This is a genomic window from Stenotrophomonas sp. YJH_SMC_20, assembly GCF_059367845.1.
Map to the genome: position 1 here is coordinate 79,386 of NZ_JCAFRG010000003.1, position 18,247 is coordinate 97,632.

The 18,247-nt window shown below is 66.3% G+C and carries 19 protein-coding genes and 1 tRNA gene; 17 read left to right on the plus strand and 3 right to left on the minus strand.

What is annotated here, in order from left to right; all coding sequences use genetic code 11:
* The first annotated feature begins 13 nt into the window (after window positions 1-13).
* On the plus strand, window positions 14-628 hold the full coding sequence (locus tag AC5P6A_RS06355) for a YqaA family protein (RefSeq protein ID WP_019658876.1): 615 nt from the start codon (window positions 14-16) through the stop codon (window positions 626-628).
* Window positions 625-1,407 (plus strand): peptidoglycan DD-metalloendopeptidase family protein, encoded by a 783-nt coding sequence (locus tag AC5P6A_RS06360; protein WP_005416034.1) that lies wholly within the window; start codon window positions 625-627, stop codon window positions 1,405-1,407. The genes AC5P6A_RS06355 and AC5P6A_RS06360 overlap by 4 nt, the downstream gene beginning before the upstream one ends.
* A gap of 139 nt (window positions 1,408-1,546) precedes the next feature.
* Here AC5P6A_RS06360 and AC5P6A_RS06365 read toward each other — a convergent pair whose 3' ends face one another.
* Window positions 1,547-1,921 carry an Mth938-like domain-containing protein gene (locus AC5P6A_RS06365; protein ID WP_058980129.1) on the minus strand — a complete coding sequence of 125 codons (375 nt, stop codon included), beginning with the start codon at window positions 1,919-1,921 and terminating at the stop codon, window positions 1,547-1,549.
* 13 nt (window positions 1,922-1,934) lie between these two features.
* Entirely contained in the window at window positions 1,935-2,240 is a 306-nt protein-coding gene (gene yhbY / locus AC5P6A_RS06370; RefSeq protein ID WP_019658872.1) for a ribosome assembly RNA-binding protein YhbY, read from the minus strand.
* A gap of 65 nt (window positions 2,241-2,305) precedes the next feature.
* Here yhbY and rlmE point away from each other — a divergent pair, with 65 nt between their 5' ends.
* The 15 genes from rlmE (at window position 2,306) to AC5P6A_RS06445 (ending at window position 17,667) form a co-directional block, all read left to right on the plus strand.
* Complete coding sequence (rlmE, locus tag AC5P6A_RS06375; RefSeq protein WP_005409014.1) at window positions 2,306-2,938, plus strand: 23S rRNA (uridine(2552)-2'-O)-methyltransferase RlmE; 633 nt, start codon at window positions 2,306-2,308, stop codon at window positions 2,936-2,938.
* Between the two features lie 69 nt (window positions 2,939-3,007).
* The gene (ftsH, locus tag AC5P6A_RS06380; protein WP_058980127.1) at window positions 3,008-4,942 is read left to right on the plus strand and encodes an ATP-dependent zinc metalloprotease FtsH; all 1,935 of its coding nucleotides are present in this window, start codon (window positions 3,008-3,010) and stop codon (window positions 4,940-4,942) included.
* A gap of 101 nt (window positions 4,943-5,043) precedes the next feature.
* The gene (locus AC5P6A_RS06385) at window positions 5,044-5,229 is read left to right on the plus strand and encodes a hypothetical protein (protein WP_021202558.1); all 186 of its coding nucleotides are present in this window, start codon (window positions 5,044-5,046) and stop codon (window positions 5,227-5,229) included.
* A 592-nt stretch (window positions 5,230-5,821) separates the two neighbouring features.
* Window positions 5,822-6,718, plus strand: coding sequence for a dihydropteroate synthase (gene folP, locus AC5P6A_RS06390; RefSeq protein ID WP_346714714.1), 897 nt, complete (start codon window positions 5,822-5,824; stop codon window positions 6,716-6,718).
* Window positions 6,718-7,671 (plus strand): tRNA (adenosine(37)-N6)-dimethylallyltransferase MiaA, encoded by a 954-nt coding sequence (gene miaA / locus AC5P6A_RS06395; RefSeq protein WP_021202262.1) that lies wholly within the window; start codon window positions 6,718-6,720, stop codon window positions 7,669-7,671. The genes folP and miaA overlap by 1 nt, the downstream gene beginning before the upstream one ends.
* A 96-nt stretch (window positions 7,672-7,767) precedes the next feature.
* The gene (hfq, locus tag AC5P6A_RS06400) at window positions 7,768-8,043 is read left to right on the plus strand and encodes an RNA chaperone Hfq (RefSeq protein WP_004152891.1); all 276 of its coding nucleotides are present in this window, start codon (window positions 7,768-7,770) and stop codon (window positions 8,041-8,043) included.
* Window positions 8,044-8,057: 14 nt separating this feature from the next.
* Window positions 8,058-9,368, plus strand: a complete 1,311-nt coding sequence (gene hflX, locus AC5P6A_RS06405; protein ID WP_005412934.1) for a ribosome rescue GTPase HflX — start codon at window positions 8,058-8,060, stop codon at window positions 9,366-9,368.
* Window positions 9,369-9,486: 118 nt separating this feature from the next.
* On the plus strand, window positions 9,487-9,981 hold the full coding sequence (locus AC5P6A_RS06410; protein ID WP_005409020.1) for a CinA family protein: 495 nt from the start codon (window positions 9,487-9,489) through the stop codon (window positions 9,979-9,981).
* A gap of 34 nt (window positions 9,982-10,015) precedes the next feature.
* Window positions 10,016-11,698 carry a 2-polyprenylphenol 6-hydroxylase gene (ubiB, locus tag AC5P6A_RS06415; protein ID WP_026346905.1) on the plus strand — a complete coding sequence of 561 codons (1,683 nt, stop codon included), beginning with the start codon at window positions 10,016-10,018 and terminating at the stop codon, window positions 11,696-11,698.
* Between the two features lie 209 nt (window positions 11,699-11,907).
* Window positions 11,908-12,543, plus strand: a complete 636-nt coding sequence (lexA, locus tag AC5P6A_RS06420; protein WP_005412936.1) for a transcriptional repressor LexA — start codon at window positions 11,908-11,910, stop codon at window positions 12,541-12,543.
* A 204-nt stretch (window positions 12,544-12,747) separates the two neighbouring features.
* On the plus strand, window positions 12,748-13,785 hold the full coding sequence (recA, locus tag AC5P6A_RS06425; protein WP_026346904.1) for a recombinase RecA: 1,038 nt from the start codon (window positions 12,748-12,750) through the stop codon (window positions 13,783-13,785).
* Window positions 13,786-13,895: 110 nt separating this feature from the next.
* Window positions 13,896-14,387: a recombination regulator RecX gene (recX, locus tag AC5P6A_RS06430; RefSeq protein WP_021202260.1), complete on the plus strand. Its 492-nt coding sequence runs from the start codon at window positions 13,896-13,898 to the stop codon at window positions 14,385-14,387.
* A 109-nt stretch (window positions 14,388-14,496) separates the two neighbouring features.
* Window positions 14,497-17,145 carry an alanine--tRNA ligase gene (gene alaS, locus AC5P6A_RS06435; RefSeq protein WP_180877860.1) on the plus strand — a complete coding sequence of 883 codons (2,649 nt, stop codon included), beginning with the start codon at window positions 14,497-14,499 and terminating at the stop codon, window positions 17,143-17,145.
* Window positions 17,146-17,292: 147 nt separating this feature from the next.
* Entirely contained in the window at window positions 17,293-17,496 is a 204-nt protein-coding gene (gene csrA / locus AC5P6A_RS06440; RefSeq protein ID WP_004152909.1) for a carbon storage regulator CsrA, read from the plus strand.
* 78 nt (window positions 17,497-17,574) lie between these two features.
* A tRNA-Ser gene (locus AC5P6A_RS06445) sits at window positions 17,575-17,667 on the plus strand.
* A gap of 95 nt (window positions 17,668-17,762) precedes the next feature.
* Here AC5P6A_RS06445 and AC5P6A_RS06450 read toward each other — a convergent pair.
* On the minus strand, window positions 17,763-18,218 hold the full coding sequence (locus tag AC5P6A_RS06450) for a DUF4189 domain-containing protein (protein ID WP_032953406.1): 456 nt from the start codon (window positions 18,216-18,218) through the stop codon (window positions 17,763-17,765).
* Window positions 18,219-18,247 lie beyond the last annotated feature (29 nt).

An 18,247-nucleotide genomic window follows, 5' to 3' on the forward strand; every position in this document is an offset into this window, starting at 1 on the left:
GGAGCAGGGTTGCATGAAGATTTTCGGGCCGCTGTACGAGCGGGCGATGAAGTGGGCGGCGCACGAACGCGCGCCGACCTACCTGACGGTGTTGAGTTTCTTCGAAGCGATCATTTTCCCGGTGATGCCGGAGGTGATGCTGGCGCCGATGTGCGTGGCCCAGCCCAAGCGCGGCTGGTGGTTCGCCACCCTCAGCCTGGCCGGCTCGATGCTCGGCGCGCTGGTTGGCTATGCACTGGGTCACTACGCCTTCGAGGCGATCAAGCCGCTGTTCGAAGCGCTGGGCATGCTGCCGGCGATCGAGCAGGGCATCACCACCGTGCAGGCGAAGATGGCCGAGTCGCCCTGGGCGGTGTTCACCTTCCTGGTGCTGGGCGGATTCATGCCCATCCCGATGAAGGTCTTCACGTGGGCATCGGGTATCGTCGGCGTACCCATGCCGCAGTACCTGCTGAGCATGCTGATCGGTCGCGGCAAGCGCGTGTTCGTGCTGGCCGCGGTCATCCGTATCGGTGGTGCGCGTGCCGAAGCCGCACTGCGTCGCTGGATTGAACCGCTGGGCTGGATCGCCACCGTGCTGGTGGTGGTGCTGATCGCCTGGCTTGTATGGAGGTCGAAGTTCGCATGAATCCTGATCGTCTGAGCAAGGGAGTGCGCATCGGCGCGCTGGCGTTGCTGGTTTCCACACTGGCCGCCTGCGGTACCGCCACCGTGGTCCGCCCGGGCGGCGGCAACGCTGGCGGCGTGACCACGCCGAAGACCTCGGTACCCAAGCCCGGGCAGACCGTGGTGGTGCGCAAGGGCGACACCATCTATGCGCTGGCCCGCATCCATGACATCACCCCGGCCGACCTGATTGCCTGGAATCGTCTGGACAACCCGTCGACCATCTACCCCGGCCAGGTGATCCGCCTGTATCCGCAGGGGGCCACCAGCGGCCGTGCGCCGACCACGGTGGTCACCCCGCCGCGTTCGGCTGGCAGCAGTGGCGGCAGCACCGCGCCGGCCCCGGCGCCGGTCGGGCCGGTGAAGAGCAACATCGCCTGGCGCTGGCCAGCCGATGGCGCGATCGTCGGCCGCTACGTGGCCGGTGACGCGACCAAGCAGGGCGTCGACATCGCCGGTACCAGCGGCCAGCCGGTCAAGGCAACCGCCAACGGTGTGGTGGTGTACTCCGGTGCCGGCCTGGTCGGCTACGGCGAGCTGATCATCATCAAGCACAGCGACCAGTGGCTGTCGGCCTATGGCCACAACCGCAAGCGCCTGGTGAATGAAGGGCAGAGCGTGAAAGCCGGCGAGCAGATCGCCGAAATGGGCCGCACCGGTGCGAACCGCGACATGGTCCACTTCGAGATTCGCTACAACGGCAAGCCGGTCGACCCGCAGCAGTATCTGCCGGCGCGCTGACGCAGGCAGAGACGGGTAGCGCCGGGCCGTGCCCGGCGGCTTTCCGCGCCGCGATGCGGCGCCGCCCGAGCACGGGCTCGGGCGCTACAGAGTCAAGTGTGATCCAGGGTAGCGCCGGGCCATGTCCGGCGGCACCACGTCAGCCTTCGAGAATGAAGGCGGCGGCGACCTTGCGGCCTTCGCCGGCCAGGATGTTGAACGTACGCGCGGCGGCTGGATTGTTCATCACTTCCAGGCCGATGCCGCGTGACAGGCAGGCGGCCATCACCGCCGCCGGCGGGAACACCTGACGGTCACCCGTGCCGAGCACGATCAGCGCCGGGTTCAGCGCCAGGATCGGCTCCAGGTCAGCCAGCTGCAGCGCAGTGGCGCTCACCGCCGGCCATTGCGTGACCAGCTGGTCCGGGGTCAGGAAGAAACTGCTGCCCAACACCTGGTCATTGACCTTGGCCGAGCGGCCATCGGCGGCGCGCAGGCTGTAGGCGTAGTCCGGCGGTTCGTGGTTCAGCTGCATGGCAGTAGGCCGATCAGCCGCGCGGCAGCACGATCTGGCGCTGTTCCCTGCTCGGGCGGTACAGCACGGCGACGTGGCCGATGCGCTGCACCAGCGCGCTTTCGGTGGCTTCGACGATCTCGCCGATCATTACGTCACGGGCCTCGCGGTCTTCGGCAGCGACCTTCACCTTGACCAGCTCGTGGCGCTCCAGCACTTCGTTCAGCTCCGCAATGAAGGCCGGGGTCACACCCTTGCCGCCGGTCTGCAGCAGGGCCTTCAGGTCGTGGGCTTGGCCGCGCAGGAAACGGGTCTGGGAGGCGGTCAGGGCGATGGACATGCAGGAAAAGACGGTTGAATGGGGCGATCAGGGTATCATGAGGACCCCATCAGCCCCTATTTTCAATGGCTACCCGCAGCAAAAGCAGCCAGCGCTGGCTCAAGGAACACTTCTCCGACCCCTTCGTGAAGAAGGCCCAGGCCGAAGGCATGCGCTCGCGTGCCGCCTACAAGCTCGAAGAGCTGCTGGAACGTGACCGGTTGCTGAAGCCGCACATGGTGGTGGTCGACCTCGGCGCGGCCCCGGGCGGCTGGTCTCAACAGGTGCGGAGACAGATCGGCGATACCGGCCGGGTGCTGGCCCTGGATATCCTGGACATGCCGCCGCTGGCCGGCGTGGAGTTCCTTCATGGTGACTTCAGGGAAGAAGCCGTCCTATCGCAGTTTGAAGCCATGCTCGGGGATCAGCCGGTAGACCTTGTGCTGTCGGACATGGCCCCCAATAAGAGTGGTGTGGGCGCGGTCGACCAGCCGCGGATGATGCACCTGGCGGAGCTGGCCCTGGATTTTGCCGACAACCACCTCAAGACCGGTGGGGCGTTCCTGATCAAGCTGTTCCAGGGTGAAGGCTTTGACGACTACGTGCGCGACATGCGCCGCCGGTACGACAAGGTCTCCATCCGCAAGCCGGAAGCCTCGCGCAAGCGCTCTCCCGAGGTGTATGCCTTGGGTCAGGGAAAACGCGCCCACATGAAGTAAGCTCGCAATGTACGCAAGTTCGACCCCCACGCAACGCCAGCACTGAGAGGAACACCGGAGCCAATGAGGATGAACGACTTGACCAAGAACCTCCTGCTATGGGTGGTCGTCGCCGTCGTGCTGATGGTGGTCTTCCAGAGCTTCTCGCCGAAGTCCTCCGGAGCCGGCGCGCAGGGCGCGTCGTACTCGCAGTTCCTGGACCAGGTGGACAGCGGCAACGTGCAGAAGGTCGCCTTCGGCGGCGACATGCGCGGCGGCACCAGCCAGCTGACCTACACCACCCGCGGCGGGCAGACATCCACCATCACCGCACCGTTCGATCGCGACCTGATCAACGTGCTGCGCACCAAGAACGTGGAGATCGTGCAGGAGGAGCCGTCCAGCGGCATTTCCCTCGGCGCGATCCTGATGAATTTCCTGCCGGTCATCCTGATCATCGGCTTCTGGTTGTTCATCATGCGCCAGATGCAGGGCGGCGGTGGCGGTGCCAAGGGCGCGATGTCCTTCGGCAAGTCGCGCGCCAAGCTGCAGGGCGAGGACCAGATCAAGGTCACCTTCGCCGACGTCGCCGGCTGCGACGAGGCCAAGGAAGAAGTGGGCGAGCTGGTCGACTTCCTGCGCGACCCGTCCAAGTTCACCAAGCTGGGCGGCAAGATTCCGCGCGGCGTGCTGATGGTGGGCCCGCCGGGTACCGGCAAGACGCTGCTGGCCAAGGCCATTGCCGGCGAAGCCAAGGTGCCGTTCTTCTCGATCTCCGGTTCGGACTTCGTGGAAATGTTCGTCGGCGTCGGCGCCAGCCGCGTGCGCGACATGTTCGAGCAGGCCAAGAAGCATGCCCCGTGCATCATCTTCATCGATGAAATCGACGCTGTCGGCCGCCACCGTGGCGCCGGCCTGGGCGGCGGTCACGACGAGCGCGAGCAGACCCTGAACCAGCTGCTGGTCGAGATGGACGGTTTTGAAGGCGGCGAAGGCGTGATCGTGATCGCCGCGACCAACCGTCCGGACGTGCTGGACCCGGCGCTGCTGCGCCCGGGCCGTTTCGACCGCCAGGTCGTGGTCGGCCTGCCGGACGTGAAGGGCCGCGAGCACATCCTGAAGGTCCACATGCGCAAGCTGCCGCTGGCCGACGACGTCGAGCCGATGGTGATCGCGCGCGGTACCCCGGGCTTCTCCGGCGCCGACCTGGCCAACCTCTGCAACGAGGCCGCCTTGTTCGCTGCGCGTGGCAACGAGAAGGAAGTCCGCATGGACCACTTCGACCGTGCCCGCGACAAGATCCTGATGGGCGCCGAGCGCCGCTCGATGGCCATGAGCGAAGAGGAGAAGACCCTCACCGCCTACCACGAAGCCGGTCACGCCATTGTCGGCCGTCTGGTACCCGAGCATGATCCGGTCTACAAGGTCACGATCATTCCGCGTGGCCGTGCGCTGGGTGTGACCATGTACCTGCCGGAAGGCGACAAGTACTCGATGAACCGCGTCGCGATCCAGTCGCAGCTGTGCTCGCTGTACGGCGGCCGCGTCGCCGAAGAGCTGATTTTCGGCGAGGACAAGGTCACCACCGGTGCCTCCAACGACATCGAGCGTGCCACCAAGATGGCCCGCAACATGGTCACCAAGTGGGGCCTGTCCGAGCAGCTCGGTCCGATCGCCTATGGCGAAGAGGACGATGAGGTGTTCCTGGGCCGGTCGGTTACCCAGCACAAGAGCGTGTCCAACGACACGGCGCGCCGTATCGACGAGGAAGTGCGCAATATCCTCGACAAGGCCTACGCCCGTACTACCCAGCTGCTGACCGAGAACATCGACAAGCTGCACGCGATGTCCCAGCTGCTGCTGCAGTACGAGACCATCGATGCGCCGCAGATCGACGCGATCATGGAAGGTCGTGATCCGCCGCCGCCGGCGGGCTGGAGCAAGTCGAACAAGGACGGTGGCAACGACAAGGGCGGCGACGCCCGTCCGCTGCCGCCGATCGCGGGCCCGGCCGAATCGCACTGACGGTCCCCTGCAGGTGCACCAGACGAGGCCGGGGCAACCCGGCTTCGTCGTTTCCGGGCCACTGGCCCATCCCGAAGATCCGATCTGACGCTGGAGCCCGCATGTCCGCCCCGAAGCCCGAACCGATTTCCCACACCGCTGAAATGGTCATCGCCACCGTGGTCGGCGTGGGTGTGGGCCTTGGGGCCGACAACCTGCTGCTGGGCTGCGTGGTGGGTATCGGTGTCGGCATTGTGCTGAGCATTGCCAGGACCCTGTACGTGGATCGCAAGCGCCGCCGCCGTTGAGGGGTGTTGGCAGGGCTGCGCCCTGCACCTGCTACGAGCCAGAGCAACAGCAACAGCAACAGCAACAGCAACAGCAACAGCGTGCATTCCGTGGTTTGGCGGGGCGGTGTTGGAGTGCGGGGACGCCGTAAATCCGTCCATGGAGGCTTGGCAGCCGCATCCATGCGGCTGACACCCCGCACTCCGACACCGCCCCACCTCTGACAGATTCCGGGAGCTGTTGGTAGGTGTCGACCTTGGTCGACACGTAGATCCACGTCATGCATGGATGAATCTCTGTCAGATGTCGAAATCAATATGGGGTCAGATCCGTTTTCCGGAGGAAAACGGATCTCACCCCAATAGTCGTTCCAACAGATCGCGGAAATCTGTCGAAGGCGGGGTGGGTCCGGTTGCGGGGGCGTGAGCCGCATGGATGCGGCGACCGAGCTTACATGGACGTACTTGCAGCGGCCCCCGCAACCGGACCCACCCCGCCATTCTTCAGTGAACCCGCTGTTGCTCCGGCTGTTGCTGTCGCTCTGGCCTCTGCGGGTGCAGGGCGCCGCCCTGCCGAACTAAACTACCTGCCGTTGTCCCATCAGGATTGCCCATGTTCGATATCTCGCCCCAGCTCGATTGCGCCGGCCGCATCCTGCGCCTCGACCGTGCCCGGGTCATGGGCATCGTCAACGTCACCCCGGACTCGTTCTCCGATGGCGGCGCGCACGACACCACCGAGGCCGCGGTCGCACATGGCCTCAAGCTGGTCGAGGAGGGCGCGGACCTGCTGGACATCGGCGGCGAATCGACCCGCCCGGGCGCCGCGCCGGTCTCGATTGAACAAGAGCTGCGCCGGGTGATTCCGGTGATCGAGCAGCTGGCCGCACGCACCCGGGTGCCGATCAGCATCGACACCTTCAAGCCGGAAGTGATGCGCGCGGCGGTGGCGGCTGGCGCCGGCATGATCAATGACATCTACGGCCTGCGTCAGGAAGGGGCGCTGGACGCCGCCGCTGCAACCGGCGTGCCGGTGGTGCTGATGCACATGCAGGGCGAGCCGGGCCACATGCAGGCCGATCCGCAGTACGACGATGTGGTCGCCGAGGTGCACGGCTTCCTGGTCCAGCGCCTGTTCGCTGCCGAGATGGCGGGCATTGCGAAGAAGAACCTGCTGATCGATCTCGGTTTCGGTTTCGGCAAGACCACTGCCCACAACGTGACCCTGCTGGCACGCTCCGAGCGGTTCCTGGAGCTGGGCGTGCCGATGCTGGCTGGCCTGTCGCGCAAGCGCAGCCTGGGCGAACTGACCGGTCGCGACACGCCGTCCGAGCGCGTGGCCGCCTCGTTGGCTGCGCACCTGATCGCGGTGCAGCGTGGCGCACGCATCGTGCGCGTGCATGACGTGGCAGCCACCGTCGACGCGCTGAAGATCTGGCAGGCCGTCGAGGCCGTGCCAACGCCGCGCGCCGACGCCACGCCGACGATCCGCTGGCCGGACGAAGACTGATGGACATCGACCGGCGGCCACTGGCGATCGCCGTGATGGGGCCGACCGCCAGTGGCAAGACCGCCACCGCGATCGCCCTTGCGAAGCAGCTGGATGGCGAGATCGTCAGCGTCGATTCGGCGCTGGTCTATCGGCATCTGGATATCGGCTCGGCCAAGCCGGATGCGGCCGAGCGGGCGCAGGCGCCGCACCATCTGCTGGACCTGCGCGATCCGTGGCAGACCTATTCGGCGGCCGAGTTCGCCGCCGATGCCGGCCGCGTCGTGGCCGACATCGTGGCACGCGGCAAAACGCCGATCCTGGCAGGTGGCACGGGGCTGTACTTCCGGGCCCTGCTGCAGGGCCTGTCGCCGATGCCGGAGGCCGACCCGGTGATGCGCGAAGCACTCAGCACCGAGGCGGCCGAGCGGGGCTGGGCGGCACTGCACGCCGAGCTGGCCAAGGTCGACCCGGCCGCCGCCGCACGTATCCATGCCACCGACCCGCAACGCATCCAGCGGGCGCTGGAGGTCTATCGCCTCACCGGCACGCCGATCAGTGAATGGCAGCGCCGGCCGGGCGTCGCGCCGTTGCCGGTGCGCACCCTCAAGCTGATCCTCGCCCCGCGTGACCGCGCGGTACTGCACCAGCGCATCGAGGCGCGCTTCGACGCCATGCTGGCGCAGGGCTTCCTGGACGAGGTGCGGGCATTGCGTGCAATGCCGGAAATGACCGCCGTGGCGGCGCCGCTGGACCTGCCCGCGGTGCGCGCGGTTGGCTATCGCCAGGCCTGGGAATACCTGGACGGGGAGGGCGATGCTGCCCGTTTCCGGGACAAGGCCATCTTCGCCACCCGGCAGCTGGCCAAGCGCCAGCTGACCTGGCTGCGCGGCGAGCTTGATGCGCGCTGGTTCGACCCCCATGTCGATGGGGAGCGCCTGGCCGGCGCGGTGTCGACCTTCGTCGCACGCTGAACCCCCGCCAGCCGTGTAACATCATCGGTCGGCGGGCGGCTCGGGGGCCGTGGCAACCGTCGGCAACCCAATAAGAACAATAATCAGGAGTGTGCAATGTCCAAGGGGCAATCGCTGCAGGATCCTTTCTTGAACGCACTTCGGCGCGAGCGCGTGCCGGTTTCGGTGTACCTGGTCAACGGCATCAAGCTGCAGGGCACGATCGAGTCGTTCGACCAGTTCGTGGTCCTGCTGCGCAACACGGTCAGTCAGATGGTCTACAAGCACGCCATTTCCACGGTCGTTCCGGCACGTAACGTGAAGGTCGGTCCGGGCGGTGGTTACGTGCAGTCCGGTGAAGGTGGTCAGGCAGGTGATGAAGCAGACGAGTAAGACCGGAGCGGTGAATGTTTGACCGCTCGAAAAAGGGCGAACACGCCCTGTTGATCCAGCCCCATTTCGGCAAGCTGGAAGACGATGTGCTGGAAGAATTCGGTGATCTGGCCCGCTCGGCTGGGGCCAGCATCGCCGCGACGATCACTGCGCGCCTGGACCGACCGAATCCGTCGACGCTGATCGGCAGCGGCAAGCTGGACGAGATCAAGGCTGCGGCCGACGCCAGCGGTGCCGACCTGATCCTGGTCAACCATGCGTTGAGCCCGGGCCAGGAGCGCAACCTGGAACGGTTCCTGGAGCGCCGGGTGATCGACCGTACCGGCCTGATCCTGGATATCTTCGCCCAGCGTGCGCACAGCCACGAGGGCAAGCTGCAGGTCGAGCTGGCGCAGCTGCGGCATCTGGCCACGCGGCTGGTGCGCGGCTGGACCCACCTGGAGCGCCAGCGCGGTGGTTCAATTGGCCTGCGCGGCCCGGGTGAAACCCAGCTGGAAACCGACCGCCGCCTGCTGCAGAAGCGGGTCGAGCAGTTGCAGAAGCGCCTGGAAAAGGTGGAAGTGCAGCGCACCCAGATGCGTCGTGCGCGTGTGCGCAGCGAGCTGCCCCGTGTGGCACTGGTGGGCTACACCAACGCCGGCAAGTCGACCCTGTTCAACGCCATGACCGGCGCCGAGGCCTATGCCGCCGACCAGCTGTTCGCCACGCTGGATCCGACCGTGCGCCGCATCGCGGTGCCGGGCGGCAACGTGGTGCTGGCCGACACCGTTGGCTTCGTCCGCGACCTGCCGCATGACCTGGTCGCTGCGTTCCGCTCGACCCTGTCCGAGGCGCGCGAGGCCGATTTCCTGCTGCACGTGGTCGATGCTGCCGACCCGCACCGCGAGGAGCGCATCGCCCAGGTGGACGAAGTGCTGACTGCAGTCGGTGCCGGCGATCTGCCGCAGCTGCTGGTGTTCAACAAGATCGACCGCATTGACGGCGCCGACGTGCGCCACGACGGCCAGGACGGTATCCCGGACGAATCGCGTCGCGAGCGGGTGTGGATTTCCGCGCGTGACGGTCAGGGCTTGGAGCTGTTGCAGGCGGTGCTGGGCAAGCGCTTGGGCCTGCAGCATGTCACCGGCGAACTGCGTCTTCCCCCGGATGCAGGCCGCCTGCGCGCGCGCCTGCACCAGCTGGAGGTGATCCGCAGCGAGCAGGCCGATGAGGATGGTTGGCTGCTGCAGGTCGACCTGCCGATCGCCGAAGCCGAAAAGCTGGCCGCCAGTGCCGATGGCGCCCCGATCCGCGCGCTGCTGCCGGAAAAACTGCCGGAGTGGTGAGGTAGCGACCGGTGCCCGGTAGTGCCGGCCGCTGGCCGGCAACGCAACCGTGCCGGAGGGGCGCGACATCCGCCTGTCATCTGCGGTACAACGTGTTCTTCACCCCACCGTCATGCCGATGTCCATCCCCACCGACGCTGATCTCAATGCCCAGTCCGCCGCGCTCGGACAGCGCCTGCAGCAGGCCTCGCTGCAGCTGGTGACCGCCGAAAGCTGCAGTGGTGGCTGGATCGCCAAGTGCATGACCGACATTGCCGGCTCGTCGGCGTTCTTCGACTGCGGCATGGTGGTCTACAGCTACGAAGCCAAGCAGCGCCTGCTCGGCGTGCGCGCGCAGACCCTGGAGCAGTTCGGTGCGGTCAGCCGCGAAACCGTGCTGGAAATGGTCTCCGGCGCGCTGGTCAATTCCGGTGCCGGCATCGCCGTGGCGGTGACCGGCATTGCCGGCCCCGGTGGCGGGAGCCCGGACAAGCCGGTCGGCAGTGTCTGGATTGGCTGGAAGCGCCGTGGCGGCTATGCCCGCGCCGAGCTGTTCCAGTTCGACGGCGACCGCGAAGCCATCCGCCGGCAAACCGTGGCGGCGGCATTGCGCGGTATCGACGCCCAGCTGTGACATGCTGCTCCGGTAATCGTCCGGAGCACGCATGATGTGGGAGACGCTGGGTACTGTCCGTGACCTGGGCCGACTGCAGGAAATCGCCGTCGTCCTGATCCGCTATGGCTTCGGCGACGTGGTGCGGCGCATCGGCTTGGCCACCACGCTGGAGCGGGCAGGGCGCCTGCTGCACTGGAACGAGGACCGCCAGGAACTGCTGCGGATGACCGCGCCGGTGCGTGTGCGCAGCGCTATGCAGGATCTGGGTCCCACTTTCGTCAAGCTCGGGCAGGTGCTGGCGACGCGCGTTGACCTGCTGCCGCCGGAATGGATCGCTGAACTGTCCGAACTGCAGAACGCGGTGCCGGCGCTGCCGTACGCGGATATCCGCGAGCAGCTCGAAGCCGACCTTGGCGCCTCGCCGACGGAGGTGTTCGCCTTCCTCGATGAAACCCCGATGGCCGCCGCCTCGCTGGCGCAGGCCCATCGCGCCCGGCTCCACGATGGCCGTGAGGTGGTGCTGAAAATCCGGCGGCCCGGCATCCGCGATGTGGTCGAGGCCGATCTGCGGCTGCTGGCCCGCCTGGCCGAGATTGTCGAGGCGCGGCTGCCGGACCTGCGCCGCTATCGTCCGGCCGAGGTCGTGCAGCAGTTCACCGTGTCGCTGCGACGCGAACTGGATTTCGCCGCCGAATGCCGTAACGCCGAACGCATCGCGCGCAACTTCAGCGGCCGCGACGACATCCTGATTCCCAGCGTGCACTGGCAGTGGACCTGCGAAAGCCTGAACGTGCAGGACTTCGTCGACGGCATTCCCGGCCGTAACCTTGCCGGTGTCGATGCGGCCGGGCTGGACCGCCGCGAACTGGCCCGGCGCGGCGCCGGCATCGTGTTGAAGATGGTGTTGGAGGACGGCAGCTTCCACGCGGATCCACACCCGGGCAACATCATCTACCTGCGCGACGGCCGCATCGGCGTGATCGATTTCGGCATGGTCGGCGCGCTGTCCGAGGTGCGCCGCTTCCAGGTCGCGCAGCTGCTGCACGGGCTGGTCGAGCAGGACCCGCAGGGCGTGGCCGACGTGTTGCTGGACTGGGCCGGTGGCGTGGAAGTGGACGAGAACCGGCTGCAGCACGACATCAGCCAGTTCGTCGACCAGTACCGCGGCGTGCCGCTGAAGGACCTGCGTATCGGCCTGATGCTGGGCGATATCACCCAGCTGCTGCGGAGCTACAGTCTGACGTTGCCGGCCGATCTGGCGCTGATGATCAAGGCCTTCCTGACCCTGGAAGGCATGGGCCGCCAGCTCGACCCGGATTTCGACATGGCCAGTGCCGCGCGCCCGTTCCTGGAGCGGGTAGTGCTGCAGCGCTATGCGCCCAGGGCGCTGCTCAAGCGTGGCCGCCGCAGCCTGCTGGGGTTGGTCGACTTCGCCGGTGAGCTGCCGCGCGACCTGCGCAAGCTGGTGCAGGCGGCGCGCCGCGGACGACTGCAGCTGAAGGTCGAAACCACCGCGCTGCAGGGCTTCGGCGAACAGGTGAACCGTGCGGCAAACCGGCTGGTGGTAGGCGTGATCACGGCTGCCCTGATCATCGGCTCGTCGATCGTGATGCACAGCGTCGGCGGGGTTTCCAGCCGCTGGCTGCTGGCGCTGGGCGTGTGCGGCTTCATCGGCGCCGGCTTCTGTGGTGTGTGGATCCTGTTCTCCATATGGAGGAGCGGCAAGCACACATAGTGTGCTTGCCGCAGCGGTTCCCCATCGGAACCGTGGAATCGCTGCGCGATTCCTGTAGGGCCGACCGCTGGTCGGCTGCTCTTGCTTTTGCCTTTGCCGCCCGGCCATTGGCCCAACTGCCGAGCATGGCTCGGCACTACAGATCCCCATCACCTGTCTGTCGTACCCGGCACTTGCAGTTGTGTGCGTTAGTAGTAATACTACTAACCATGGACCTGACCGACACCCAGCAGGCGATCCTGCAGTTGATCGCCGAGCGTATCGAGAGCGAAGGCGCACCGCCCTCGCAGACTGAAATCGCACGTGCGTTCGGCTTCAAGGGCGTGCGCGCGGCCCAGTACCACCTGGAAGCCCTGGAGCAGGCCGGTGCGATCCGTCGCATCCCGGGCCAGGCGCGCGGCATCCGCCTGGTGCAGGCGCCGCCGGTCGAGAAGCTGGCCGAGCCGGGCCTGCCCGACAGTGTGCTGCGCCTGCCGGTGCTGGGCCGGGTTGCGGCCGGCCTCCCGATCGGCGCCGACATCGGCTCGGACGATTTCGTGGTGCTGGACCGGGTGTTCTTCTCGCCAGCGCCGGACTACCTGCTGAAGGTGCAGGGCGATTCGATGATCGACGAGGGCATCTTCGACGGTGACCTGATCGGTGTGCACCGCACCCGCGACGCCCATTCCGGGCAGATCGTGGTGGCGCGCATCGATGACGAGATCACGGTCAAGCTGCTGAAGATCGCCAAGGACCGCATCCGCCTGCTGCCGCGCAATCCCGATTACAAGCCGATCGAGGTGCTGCCGGACCAGGATTTCGCGATCGAGGGCCTCTATTGCGGCCTGCTGCGGCCTAACCGTTGACCCGTTCCATAGCGCATTACCCCGCGGTCTTTTGTGGCGATTCTCTGGTTCCACTGAGGTTGGTACGGATGTCCGATAATTCTTTTCAGAGCGCCGGGCAGAATCTCAGCCTGTGCGATACGTCCGACTTAAAGTGAACCCATGGCAAAGAAGACCCCCAAAGACAGCACCCCCAACGACATGACCTCTGCAAGGACCAATACGATGGACGAGAACAAGAAGCGCGCCTTGGCTGCTGCTCTGGGCCAGATCGAGAAGCAGTTCGGCAAGGGCTCGGTGATGCGCATGGGTGACCGCGTGGTCGAGCCCGTCGAAGCCATCCCGACCGGTTCGCTGATGCTCGACATCGCACTGGGCATTGGCGGTCTGCCGAAGGGCCGTGTCGTTGAGATCTACGGGCCGGAATCCTCGGGCAAGACCACCCTGACCCTGCAGGCCATCGCCGAGTGCCAGAAGATGGGCGGTACCGCAGCTTTCATCGACGCCGAGCACGCGCTTGACCCGATCTATGCCGCCAAGCTGGGCGTGAACGTGGACGACCTGCTGCTGTCGCAGCCGGATACCGGTGAGCAGGCGCTGGAAATCGCCGACATGCTGGTCCGTTCGGGCTCGGTCGACATCCTGGTGGTCGACTCGGTCGCCGCACTGACCCCGAAGGCCGAAATCGAAGGCGAGATGGGTGACCAGCTGCCGGGTCTGCAGGCCCGCCTGATGAGCCAGGCGCTGCGCAAGTTGACCGGCAACATCAAGCGCTCCAACACCCTGGTGATCTTCATCAACCAGCTGCGCATGAAGATCGGCGTGATGATGCCGGGCCAGAGCCCGGAAACCACCACGGGCGGCAACGCGCTGAAGTTCTATGCCTCGGTCCGCCTGGACATCCGCCGTATCGGCGCGATCAAGAAGGGTGACGAGATCATCGGCAACCAGACCAAGATCAAGGTGGTCAAGAACAAGCTGGCGCCTCCGTTCAAGCAGGTCATCACTGAGATCCTGTACGGCGAAGGCATCAGCCGCGAGGGCGAACTGATCGACATGGGCGTGGATGCCAAGCTGGTCGAAAAGGCCGGCGCCTGGTACAGCTACGGTGAAGAACGCATCGGCCAGGGCAAGGACAACGCCCGCGGCTACCTGCGCGACAACCCGACCGTCGCTGCAAAGCTCGAGGCAGAACTGCGCGAGAAGTTCCAGCCGGCCGAAGCGGCCCGCGAGGATGGTGACGACGAAGGCGACGACGAGTAAGGCTTGCTGTGGGGCAGGGCGGCGCCGTCAGTGACGTCGCCCTGTCCCGCAGGTTCGAATCGCCCATGGATGGGCTGGGTGCCACGGATGGCGCCACCCTTGGAGTACCCATGTCCGACGCCGAAGACATTCCGACCGGCCGCAAGCGCCGACCGCGTGAGCAGACTCCCGTGCAGCGGGCGCTGGGCCTTCTGGTCCGCCGCGAACACTCGCGCAAGGAACTCACCCGCAAGCTGACCGCCCGTGGCATTGAAGACGAAGCCGCGCAGGCCGCTGTCGCCAAGCTGACCGAGGCCGGCTGGCAGGACGACACCCGCTTCGCTGAGAACCTGGTGCGGATGCGCGCCAACACCGGCTATGGGCCGATCCATGTCCGCGCCGAGCTTGGCACCCACGGCCTGGACAGTGCCGCGATTGCCGCAGCGATGGACAGCTACGAAGGCGACTGGCAGGAAAATGCTCGCGATCTGGTCCGCAGGCGCTTTGGCGAGGCCGGCCCGCAGGACCTGGCGCAGCGGCGCAAGGCCGCCGATCTGCTGGCCCGACGGGGCTTCGACGGCGACAGCATCCGCCGCGCGACCCGCTACGACCCGGATGACTGAGACTGGCGGCGCCGGGCCTGATACCCTTTAGGTTTTCGGCGGTCCCTCGCGACCCTGGCCAACGCGGCCGGTGGTCCGGGTCCGCCGGCCCGCAGACTGCCAGCCCCCAATGAACGCATCCGCCAAATTCACGACTTCCCAGATCCGCAGCGATTTCCTTGAATTCTTCAAGGGCAAAGGCCACACCATCGTGCCGTCGGCGCCGCTGGTGCCGGGCAACGATCCGACCCTGCTGTTCACCAACTCCGGCATGGTGCAGTTCAAGGACGTGTTCCTCGGCGCGGAAAAGCGCAGCTACGTGCGCGCGGCCGATGTCCAGCGCTGCCTGCGCGCGGGCGGCAAGCACAACGATCTCGACCAGGTTGGCTACACCGCACGCCACCACACCTTCTTCGAGATGCTGGGCAACTGGTCGTTCGGCGATTACTTCAAGAAGGACGCGATCGCCTGGGCCTGGGAGCTGCTGACCCAGGTCTGGAAGCTGCCGGCCGAGCGCCTGCTGGTTACCGTGTACCAGACCGACGACGAAGCCTACGAACTGTGGCGTGACATGGTCGGTGTGCCGGAAGAGCGCATCGTGCGCATCGGCGACAACAAGGGCGCACCGTTCGCCTCGGACAACTTCTGGCAGATGGCCGACACCGGTCCGTGCGGCCCGTGCACCGAGATCTTCTATGACCACGGCGACCACATCGCCGGTGGCCCCCCGGGTTCGCCGGATGAAGACGGCGACCGCTTCATCGAAATCTGGAACCTGGTGTTCATGCAGTTCGACCGCCAGCCCGACGGCACCCTGGTGCCGCTGCCGGCGCCGTGCGTGGATACCGGCATGGGCCTGGAGCGACTGGCGGCGATCCTGCAGCACGTTCACACCAACTACGAGATCGACTTGTTCCAGGCGCTGATCCGCAAGGCCGCCGAGCTGACCGGCACCGCCGACCTGGAAAACAAGTCGCTGCGCGTGATCGCCGATCACATCCGCGCCTGTTCGTTCCTGATCGTCGATGGCGTGCTGCCGTCCAACGAAGGCCGTGGCTACGTGCTGCGCCGTATCATCCGCCGCGCCCTGCGCCACGGCTGGATGCTGGGCGTGCGGCAGCCGTTCTTCAGCAAGCTGGTGCCGACCCTGGTCGAGCAGATGGGCGAGGCCTATCCGGAACTGCCGGCGGCGGTGGACACCGTCACCCGTGCGCTGCAGGCCGAAGAAGAGCGTTTCGCCGAAACCCTCGATGCCGGCATGAAGATCTTCGAGGACGTGGCGGGCAAGGCCAGCAACGGCGTGATCCCGGGCGTTGACGCCTTCCGCCTTTACGACACCTACGGTTTCCCGCTCGACCTGACCCAGGACATCGCCCGCGAGCGTGACCTGACCGTCGACATCGCCGGCTTCGACGCCGCAATGGAGCAGCAGCGCGAGACCGCACGCGCAGCCGGCAAGTTCGGCGGCGGCGTGACCCTGCCGGCCGAGCTGGTGGCAACGCTCAGCCCGACCCTGTTCCTGGGCTATGACCGCCTGCAGGCCGACGGCCTGAGCGTGCTGGCCCTGCTCAAGGACGGCCGTCCGGTGCAGTCGGCCGATGCCGGTGATTCGGTCATCGTGATCACCAACCAGACCCCGTTCTACGCCGAATCCGGCGGCCAGGTCGGTGACACGGGCGTGCTTGCCGGCAACGGCGTGCGCCTGGTGGTGGAAGACACCCAGAAGTTCGCTGGCCAGTTCCATGGCCACGTCGGCACCCTGTCCGACGGCGGCCTGAAAGTGGGCGATGTGCTGTCCGGCCAGGTCGATGGCGAGCGCCGCGGCGCCACCATCCTCAACCACTCGGCAACGCACCTGCTGCATGCCGCCCTGCGCGAAGTGCTGGGCACCCACGTGCAGCAGAAGGGCTCGCTGGTCGCGCCGGACCGCCTGCGTTTCGACTTCTCGCACTTCCAGCCGATCAGCGCGGAAGAACTGGCGCTGATCGAGCGCAAGGTCAACCAGCAGGTACGCGCAAACAACGCGGCCGAAGTCCACACCATGGGCATGCAGGAAGCGCTGGACTTCGGCGCGATGGCCCTGTTCGGCGAGAAGTACGGCGAGCACGTGCGCGTGCTGAAGATGGGTGACTACTCCACCGAGCTGTGCGGTGGTACCCACGTCAACCGTACCGGCGACATCGGCCTGTTCAAGATCACCTCCGAGGGCGGTGTCTCGGCCGGCGTGCGCCGTATCGAGGCGGTCACCGGCCAGGGCGCCCTGGATTACGTGGACGCCGAGGAGGCCCGCCTGGCCGAAGCCGCTGAACTGCTCGGCGGCAGCGCCGCCGACGTGGTCGAGAAGATCCGTGCCCTCGGCCAGCGCCAGAAGCAGCTGGAGCGCGAACTGGAGGCCGTGAAGGCCAAGGTCGCCGCCGGCGCCACGGCCGACCTGTCCGGCCAGGCCGTCGAGGTTGCCGGCGTGAAGGTGCTGGCCGCCCGCCTGGAGGGCTTCGATGCCAAGGCCCTGCGTGACGCCATGGACCGCCTGAAGCAGCAGCTGGGCGATGCGGTGATCGTGCTGGCCGGTGCCCAGGACGGCAAGGCTGCCCTGGTTGCGGGTGTGAACGGCAGCGCAATGGGCAAGGTCAAGGCCGGGGAACTGTTGTCCCATATCGCCAGTCAGATCGGGGGCAAGGGCGGCGGACGCCCGGACCTCGCCCAGGGTGGTGGCGAGGACGGGCCCGCCCTTGCCACCGCGCTGGCTGCGGTCGTCGAATGGGTCAGCCCCCGCCTGTGATGAACCTGGCCGTCCCCCTCCTTGTAGGAGCGGGACGGCTGACGGTACCATTGCGAATCTTTTCCCTTTGTCGTGGTAGCGCTTCTTGACGGAGCGTCAAGCCGGTGGGGGATACCCTTCCACACGGTTCCATGGAGACTTACAAAAATGTTGATCCTGACTCGCCGCGTCGGCGAAACCCTGATGATCGGTGACTCGGTGAGCGTCACCGTGCTTGGCGTCAAGGGTAACCAGGTGCGTATCGGCATCACCGCGCCGAAGGACGTCGCTGTGCATCGCGAAGAGATCTATCAGCGCATCCAGCGTGGTGATGAAGCCGGTGGCACCGGTAGCGAAAATTCTGCCGAATAACGCTTTACCTTCGCACTCGATTAACGTTATGATTCACGCCCCGCTGAGGTGCAACGCACCAGATGCGGAGAAAACCCCGGAGTGATGCCCGAGTGGCCGAAGGGGCTCCCCTGCTAAGGGAGTATAGGGTCAAAAGCTCTATCGAGGGTTCGAATCCCTCTCACTCCGCCAGATATAAAGAAGCGCCTGCAGATCCTCGATCTGCAGGCGTTTTTCTTTGTTCAACGCGGTAACACACGGCCGCGCCGCACGGGCGTTGTGCAGGCCTAGTGGGTGGTGCCAGCCGCGTCCTGCCCGACTTCGGGCGAGGAATAGAGCCTGGGCTCCGGCACCGCATGACCCGGATGAGCGGGCGGCGCAATGCCGCTTGGCGTTTCGCGCCAGAGAATTGCCAGTGTGCAGTCATTGGCACGTTGCCTGCACATTCTTTCCGCTTTGCGTTGTGCGGCGTCCGCCGTCTTTTCCCCAAGTGCAAAGCCCATGGCGACGGTGCCGGTAGCGATCGCCGAATATCCCACCGCGGTAGTCGTGGCAGTCTGCGCGCAGTTGCGGGACCGAACGGCGCAGTGCTGCAGTGCGCGCTGCATCGCAGCCGACAGCGTGCTGTGGTTCATGGCGTAGCCGTAGCGGCCATCGTCGTCGTAGACGATGGCGGAGGCCGCGTTGGCGCCGGATGACAGGCACAGCAACAGGCCAAGTGACAGGGGGCGCATCCAGTTCATTCCCATCTCCATTTTCTGCTGATGGTGGA

What these genes read in the sequence shown, in the direction of transcription:
- recX (WP_021202260.1), top strand. Translation starts at nt 13,896, where the DNA reads ATGTCCGACGCCGAAGACATTCCGACCGGCCGCAAGCGCCGACCGCGT.
- folP (WP_346714714.1), top strand. Translation starts at nt 5,822, where the DNA reads ATGTTCGATATCTCGCCCCAGCTCGATTGCGCCGGCCGCATCCTGCGC.
- yhbY (WP_019658872.1), bottom strand. Translation starts at nt 2,240, where the DNA reads ATGTCCATCGCCCTGACCGCCTCCCAGACCCGTTTCCTGCGCGGCCAA.
- alaS (WP_180877860.1), top strand. Translation starts at nt 14,497, where the DNA reads ATGAACGCATCCGCCAAATTCACGACTTCCCAGATCCGCAGCGATTTC.
- AC5P6A_RS06360 (WP_005416034.1), top strand. Translation starts at nt 625, where the DNA reads ATGAATCCTGATCGTCTGAGCAAGGGAGTGCGCATCGGCGCGCTGGCG.
- AC5P6A_RS06355 (WP_019658876.1), top strand. Translation starts at nt 14, where the DNA reads ATGAAGATTTTCGGGCCGCTGTACGAGCGGGCGATGAAGTGGGCGGCG.
- AC5P6A_RS06385 (WP_021202558.1), top strand. Translation starts at nt 5,044, where the DNA reads ATGTCCGCCCCGAAGCCCGAACCGATTTCCCACACCGCTGAAATGGTC.
- rlmE (WP_005409014.1), top strand. Translation starts at nt 2,306, where the DNA reads ATGGCTACCCGCAGCAAAAGCAGCCAGCGCTGGCTCAAGGAACACTTC.
- recA (WP_026346904.1), top strand. Translation starts at nt 12,748, where the DNA reads ATGGACGAGAACAAGAAGCGCGCCTTGGCTGCTGCTCTGGGCCAGATC.
- miaA (WP_021202262.1), top strand. Translation starts at nt 6,718, where the DNA reads ATGGACATCGACCGGCGGCCACTGGCGATCGCCGTGATGGGGCCGACC.
- AC5P6A_RS06410 (WP_005409020.1), top strand. Translation starts at nt 9,487, where the DNA reads ATGTCCATCCCCACCGACGCTGATCTCAATGCCCAGTCCGCCGCGCTC.
- AC5P6A_RS06365 (WP_058980129.1), bottom strand. Translation starts at nt 1,921, where the DNA reads ATGCAGCTGAACCACGAACCGCCGGACTACGCCTACAGCCTGCGCGCC.
- hflX (WP_005412934.1), top strand. Translation starts at nt 8,058, where the DNA reads ATGTTTGACCGCTCGAAAAAGGGCGAACACGCCCTGTTGATCCAGCCC.
- AC5P6A_RS06450 (WP_032953406.1), bottom strand. Translation starts at nt 18,218, where the DNA reads ATGAACTGGATGCGCCCCCTGTCACTTGGCCTGTTGCTGTGCCTGTCA.
- ftsH (WP_058980127.1), top strand. Translation starts at nt 3,008, where the DNA reads ATGAACGACTTGACCAAGAACCTCCTGCTATGGGTGGTCGTCGCCGTC.
- csrA (WP_004152909.1), top strand. Translation starts at nt 17,293, where the DNA reads ATGTTGATCCTGACTCGCCGCGTCGGCGAAACCCTGATGATCGGTGAC.
- lexA (WP_005412936.1), top strand. Translation starts at nt 11,908, where the DNA reads ATGGACCTGACCGACACCCAGCAGGCGATCCTGCAGTTGATCGCCGAG.
- ubiB (WP_026346905.1), top strand. Translation starts at nt 10,016, where the DNA reads ATGTGGGAGACGCTGGGTACTGTCCGTGACCTGGGCCGACTGCAGGAA.
- hfq (WP_004152891.1), top strand. Translation starts at nt 7,768, where the DNA reads ATGTCCAAGGGGCAATCGCTGCAGGATCCTTTCTTGAACGCACTTCGG.